Below are 3,052 nucleotides of genomic sequence, written 5' to 3' on the forward strand. Positions count from 1 at the left end.
ATAAATTCTTCTTGCTCGCCTTGTTTATTATCGATTACTGCCGCGCCAATTGCGCTTGTAAAAACAACACCAAAGTTACTGTAATTTTGCTTAACCATCATTTCTACACCTGCAGATGTAATGCTGCTATCGCCATTAAATTCTGATTTTATAAACATACCGGTGTTAGGCATGTCATTACCGAGCAAAAGCCTTGCGTTAGCATTTTGGCTAAATGATAAAAGCGTGCTTAATAAAACAAAAAGAGGAAGTATGTGTTTCAAAAAAGTTAACCCATTAATGATGAAAAGTTACCAGAGCTGTAATTATAAATACATAACTTAGTATTGCATGTAATTAAATGTATAAATTTGTTTAATAGTTACTCAGCTATGCCAAAGTAAGGTGTTTAAAATAAAACCAACTAAAAAAAGGCATAAATAATTATATACATTTTAAAACGTAAAGTAGCGATTTTAGGCACGATTATTGGTTCGTAACTTATTTAAATATATAGAAAAAATCCAAGCGTATTAGACTAAGGTCTATAGGTTAATTTTCTTCACTTATTAGGTTTGTTTTAATCGTTTGTAGGGGTTGTGTTAATTCTCTAAAGTTCAGTTGTCGGCAACAAGTACGACTTAACTTACAGGAAATTAATCATGAAATTTACACTTATCAAAACTATCGCTCTTAGCTCACTATTAACATGTTCAGCTACTGCAATGGCTGATCAAAGTGATTACAAATTAATGGTTATTGAAACTGCAACAGCGCCACAGCCACTTGAGCAATCATTTAATAGCTGCGCACTGAATGTTAAGTCAAAAAATTACGCTGAAGCTGAAGCAATTTGTACTAAAGCAATCGCGCTTTTAAAAGACGCAGATGGTCCTAAATTTAAAGTACGCCAACTTACATCGTTTGCATTAAGCAACCGTGGTGTTGCACGTTTAAAAGCGAATAACGACACTGCTGGCCTTGCTGATTTATACGAAGCAAATGAAATGTCTAAAAGTGCAATGGTATCGCATAACTTAACTCGCGCTAAAGAAGACTTATCTTTGATAAGCGCTTTATAAAATACTTAAAAAAGTATGATATAAAATAGCGAGAGTAAAAAAGCCCATGTTAGGTTAATTCCTAACATGGGCTTTTTTGTTTTATTTAACGCGTGAGTTAATACTTTGAAAGACGTTAATTGAGTAGGGTGTGTATTTATAATTAATATTTTGGGTATGCTTGTTTAGGCTACACGAATATAATACGAGATAACCGTATAAAAAATAATAACCTTTCTGCTTTGCTTATTATGAGCAAGGCATCATTAAATAAATATTGAGATTTAAACCATGGCACCAGGAACCAGCCTAAGCGTACTTGAAATAAGTGCGATATTTTTATCAATTACCGCGTTACTCACCTATGTAAACCATCGCTTTATTGGCTTGCCAACAACCATTGGCGTTATGGTTATTTCGATGCTTTTATCTATCGGCGCTATATTTTTGGGCTTTTTAGGGTTTGATGATCTTATAGATTACGAAGTGAGCTTACTCGATCAATTAGATTTTACTGAAGTTTTGCTCGATGGCATGCTCTCTATGCTGCTGTTTGCTGGGGCGCTACATGTAAATGTTAGCGATTTAAGGCGCTATAAGTTGCCAATAGGTATTTTGGCCTGTGTTGGTACGTTGCTATCAACTGTTATTATTGCTGGTGCGCTTTATTTAGTGCTTCCTTTGCTTGGTTTTGATTTAGCATTTATTTGGTGTTTACTGTTTGGCGCATTAATTTCGCCAACCGATCCGATTGCGGTAATGGGAATTTTACAATCTGCGGGGGCGCCTAAAAGTATTGAAACCGTGATTGCAGGTGAATCGTTGTTTAACGATGGTATAGGCGTGGTTATTTTTGTGCTTTTATTGGGTGTTTTATCAAGTGGTGATATTCCTACAACTTATTATGTAGCACACACGCTGGCGGTTGAAGCCGGTGGCGGTATTGTTTTTGGTTTGGTATTAGGTGGTATTTTATATTACTTACTTAAAAGTATTGATAGTTACCAAGAAGAAGTACTACTTACTTTAGCGGGCGTTATTGGTGGTTATGCACTGGCAAGCCATTGGCATTTGTCGGGCCCACTTGCAATGGTAATGATGGGGTTAATGGTGGGTAATCATGGTCGCAGTATGGCTATGAGCGACAAAACACGCCATTACGTTGATTTATTTTGGGAGCTGATTGACGAAATTTTAAATGCCATTTTATTTGTACTCATAGGGCTTGAAGTCGTCATGATTGCATTTTCGAGTAATTTGTTTATTGCTGGTGGCTTAACAATTTTAATAGCGTTAATGGCACGTTTAATTGTTGTGGGTATAACAACCACTACATTTAATAAGCAATTAGAGTTGCCATCTGGTGCGTGGAAAGTTTTAACCTGGGGTGGCTTGCGTGGTGGTATTTCGGTTGCACTGGTATTGCAACTACCTGATGGGAACGAGCGCGATATTTTATTGGCTCTCACTTATGCGGTTGTGGTGTTTTCTATTTTAATTCAGGGTTTGAGTATTGGTAAAGTAGCCAAAACTATCCGTTAAATATAATTCTTTAAAAAGCGTGTGAAATAGCTGTATTTCACACGCTTTTTATTTTTCTTATAAGAAAAGGGCAATTAAAACGTAAAACTGAGCTGCACACCGCTGTAAATATGTTCTTGTGCTTCCCAGTAGTCGCCATCTATTTGGCGTGCTCGGGTAAATACTTCTATTTTAAATGGCTTAAAGTGATAACCCGCACCTATACCTGCGTAGCCGTCTATGTCGTTGTTCGATTTTTCTATTTGGTAGGTGTTGTCGCCCCTATCGTTTTTAAAGGCGAGTTCGAACAGATCTAAGCCAAGCTCGGCGTATATAAAAAAGTCATTAAAATAACCAAGCTTCATGCCGTTGTCCCACGTTATAAATTCTTCTTGCTCGCCTTGTTTATTATCGATTACTGCCGCGCCAATTGCGCTTGTAAAAACAACACCAAAGTTACTGTAATTTTGCTTAACCATCATTTCTACACC

The 3,052-nt window shown here is 36.7% G+C and carries 3 protein-coding genes and 1 pseudogene; 2 read left to right on the forward strand and 2 right to left on the reverse strand.

Annotation, left to right across the window (positions count from 1 at the left end; genetic code table 11):
• Positions 1–263, reverse strand: a pseudogene (locus H5072_RS15630) (hypothetical protein); the annotation flags it as partial.
• Positions 264–641: 378 nt separating this feature from the next.
• On the opposite strand from H5072_RS15630, the gene H5072_RS15635 reads away from it, so the two are divergent.
• Together H5072_RS15635 and H5072_RS15640 are read left to right on the forward strand one after the other, a co-directional pair.
• The gene (locus H5072_RS15635) at positions 642–1,061 is read left to right on the forward strand and encodes a hypothetical protein (RefSeq protein ID WP_182694042.1); all 420 of its coding nucleotides are present in this window, start codon (positions 642–644) and stop codon (positions 1,059–1,061) included.
• A gap of 270 nt (positions 1,062–1,331) precedes the next feature.
• Entirely contained in the window at positions 1,332–2,582 is a 1,251-nt protein-coding gene (locus tag H5072_RS15640; RefSeq protein WP_002963249.1) for a sodium:proton antiporter, read from the forward strand.
• Positions 2,583–2,656: 74 nt separating this feature from the next.
• On the opposite strand, the gene H5072_RS15645 is transcribed toward H5072_RS15640, so the two are convergent.
• Positions 2,657–3,052: hypothetical protein (locus H5072_RS15645; protein WP_182694043.1), on the reverse strand; the 396-nt coding region annotated here is incomplete at its 5' end.

It is taken from the genome of Pseudoalteromonas sp. SR45-5, from assembly GCF_014163565.1.
GTDB classification, from domain to species: domain Bacteria; phylum Pseudomonadota; class Gammaproteobacteria; order Enterobacterales; family Alteromonadaceae; genus Pseudoalteromonas; species Pseudoalteromonas distincta.